This is a genomic window from Mesorhizobium sp. M7A.F.Ca.AU.002.02.1.1 (assembly GCF_003998535.1).
Lineage (GTDB): Bacteria > Pseudomonadota > Alphaproteobacteria > Rhizobiales > Rhizobiaceae > Mesorhizobium > Mesorhizobium ciceri.
Genome location: NZ_RZPB01000703.1, coordinates 1 through 3138 on the forward strand (window position 1 = coordinate 1; position 3138 = coordinate 3138).

The following is a 3138-nucleotide window of genomic DNA, read 5'->3' on the forward strand; positions in this document are numbered from 1 at the left end:
GATGTTGCGGGTGGCGATCTCCTGCGCCAGCGACTTGGAGAAGCCGATCATGCCGGCCTTGGAGGCGCAGTAATTGGTCTGGCCGGGATTGCCGGTCACGCCGACCACCGAGGTGATGTTGATGATGCGGCCATGGCGGCGGCGCATCATCGGATGGGTGAGTTCGCGGGTGAGCCGGAAAACGGCGGTCAGATTGACCTCGATCACGCTGTCCCAATCGGCATCCGACATGCGCACGAACAGCCCGTCCTTGGTGATGCCGGCGTTGTTGACCAGGATGTCGACGCCTTCGAGATCGGCCTCGGCTTTCTGGCCGAGCGCCTTGACCTCGTCACGGTTGGACAAATTGGCCGGGAACAGCTTGACCCGGTCGCCAAGCTCGCTAGCCAGCGCCTCCAGTTTCTCGACGCGGGTGCCATGCAGGCCGACGATCGCGCCTTGCGCATGCAGCATCCGGGCGATCGCCTCGCCGATGCCTCCCGATGCGCCGGTGACGAGCGCCTTGCGGCCAGTCAATTCGAACATTTTTGTCTCCTGATTGAGAAGAGAACACCCCTTTGCAGGGAATGGGATCAAATAGGGCTTTATGCAAGCGCTGCTAGCGTTGCCTCGACCTCAGCCGCCGAGCCGACCGACGCAGTGGCGATGTCGCGGTTGATGCGCCGCGCCAATCCCGAAAGCACCTTGCCGGCGCCAATCTCGTAAAGCGTGGTGACGCCATTTGCGCCGAACCACTCCACGGTCTCGCGCCAGCGTACGCGGCCGGTTATCTGCTCGACCAGGCGGCGGGCGATCTCGTCCGGATCGCTGGTCGGGCTGACCGTGACATTGGAGAGGACGGGAACGACCGGCGCATTCTTTGTCACACCGGCGAGTGCGTCGCGCATAACGTTCGCGGCCGGCGCCATCAGCGCCGAATGGAAGGGCGCGGACACCTGCAGCATCAGTGCGCGCTTGGCGCCTTTCTCAGTGCACAGTTTCGCCGCCAGTTCGACCGCGGCCCTGGCGCCGGAAATGACCAGTTGGCCGCCGCCATTGTCGTTGGCGATCTGGCAGACGGAGCCTTTGGCGGCTTCCGCGCAAGCGGCTTCGACATCGGCCTGTTCCAATCCGATGATCGCCGCCATGGCGCCCTCGCCGGCCGGCACCGCCGCCTGCATGGCATTGCCGCGGATGCGCAGCAGCCTGGCGGCATCGGCAACCGAAACGAAGCCAGCGGCCGCGAGCGCCGAATATTCGCCCAGCGAATGACCGGCGACATAGGCGACCTTGCCTTTCAGCGAGAAGCCGCGCGATTCCAGCGCCCGGATCGCGGCCAGCGACACCGCCATCAGCGCCGGCTGCGCGTTGGCGGTCAGCATCAACGTCTCTTCCGGCCCTTCCCAGATCAGCTTCGACAGGTTTTCGCCGAGCGCGTCGTCGACTTCCTGGAAAATTCTGCGCGCCTCGGGAAAGGCCTCGGCGAGATCCTTGCCCATGCCGACTGCCTGGCTGCCTTGTCCAGGAAAGGTGAATGCAACGGCCATGCGCGGGCTCCCAAGGGCTGGTTTTGCTTGCCTGATAGACGAGTTTTTCTTGCCTGTGACGCAAGGCAGGCCGCCAAGTCAAGCCCGGTTCGACCCTGCTCGACCGCAGCTTCATCCGCCGAGTGCCTGTTCCGAAAGGCTTTTTGGCGATCACTCCTGATGAAAACCGCTCACGATTCGTTTGCTGGCTCTTCTTATTTTGGCCACAGGCGCTAGCTTTGCGTGACAATTCCATGACAATCGAGTGACGTGCTTGTCGCTGGGTGGGGAAGTTAAAGTGGCAAAGAGTTACAAACGCGCCGGCAAGGCCGCGCCACAGTTCCTGGAAGACGACCCCTCCACCGGCTATCTGCCGGGCAGGAGATGGCCGGTCGTGCGCTATGGGCTGATCAGCCTGGCGATCGCCGCCGTCCTGGTGTTTGCCATCGAACTGATCGTGCGCGGCGACTTTGCCGGCACGGTCTCCTTCTTCCTGCAGCCGCTCAAGCCGGGCTGGACCACCATCGTCGTGTTCGCGCTGATCCTGATCGGCCTCGATGCGGTGCTGGGCCGCAGCCATCAGAGCCTGATGATCGTCGCGCCGCTGACGCTATCGCTTGCCTTCGTCGGCCACCAGAAGTCGCATTATCTCGGCGATCCGCTCTATCCGACCGATTTCCTCTATGCCCGCCAGATCTTCGCGCTGTTGCCGCTTTTGGTGCGCGACCGGCCGATGACCGCGCTCGCCATGGTCGTCGGCATCGTCGCCGGCCTGTCGCTGCTCGTCTATGGCTGGCGGATGTGGCGCCGCAAGGTTCCCGCACTCAGCCGCAAGGGACGCCTTGCGCGGCTGACGCTGGCAGTGCCGCTGCTCGCCTTCTTCGTTTCGATCATGGACTATGCCACCTTCTCCTGGACCAGGGACCGGTTGCAGATCATCCCGATCATGTGGGACCAGAAGGAAAACTATGCCTCCAACGGTTTTGCGCTGGCCTTTGCGCTCAATGTGCCGATGGCGCATGTCTCTGCGCCGCCGGGCTATTCCGACAAGGCGATCGCGGCGATCGCCAGGCCCGATGTGACCGCCTCGGTGCCGGCCGAGAAGCCTGACATCATCATCGTCATGAGCGAGTCCTTCTGGGACCCGACCAAGCTGCCCGGCGTCACCATCACGCCCGATCCGATCCCCAATGTGCGGGCGCTGCGCTCCGGCTCGATGTTCTCGCCGGAGTTCGGCGGCATGACCGCCAATATCGAGTTCGAGGCGCTGACCGGCTTCTCCAACGCGTTCCTGCCGGCCGGCAGCATCCCCTACCAGCAATATGTGCGCACGCCGACGCCGTCGCTGGCAACCTTCCTCAAGAGCCAGGGTTATCGGGCGCGCGCCATCCATCCGGGCACCAACTGGTTCTGGAACCGTGGCGCGGTCTACGCCGATTTCGGCTTCAACGATTTCAAGTCGGAAGAGACGCTGCCGCCAATGCAAAAGCGCGGGCCACTGGCATCGGATGCCGCGATGACCGACGAGATCATCAGCGAGGCCGACGCCAGCGAAGAGCCGGTGTTCTTCTTTGCGGTCAGCCTGCAAAACCACGGTCCCTACGAACCGAACCGCTATTACAGTCCCACGCAC

At 63.5% G+C, this 3138-nt stretch carries 3 protein-coding genes; 1 reads left to right on the forward strand and 2 read right to left on the reverse strand.

Features of this window, described 5'->3' with window-relative positions:
• Both EN879_RS29720 and fabD read right to left on the reverse strand, forming a co-directional pair.
• On the reverse strand, nt 1–525 hold a 525-nt coding region (locus EN879_RS29720), incomplete at its 3' end, for an SDR family NAD(P)-dependent oxidoreductase (protein ID WP_245493881.1).
• A gap of 59 nt (nt 526–584) precedes the next feature.
• Nucleotides 585–1526 (reverse strand): ACP S-malonyltransferase, encoded by a 942-nt coding sequence (gene fabD / locus EN879_RS29725; RefSeq protein ID WP_013532517.1) that lies wholly within the window; start codon nt 1524–1526, stop codon nt 585–587.
• A gap of 277 nt (nt 1527–1803) precedes the next feature.
• Here fabD and EN879_RS29730 point away from each other — a divergent pair.
• Nucleotides 1804–3138 (forward strand): LTA synthase family protein (locus EN879_RS29730; protein WP_164774665.1); only part of this gene is annotated, 1335 nt, incomplete at its 3' end.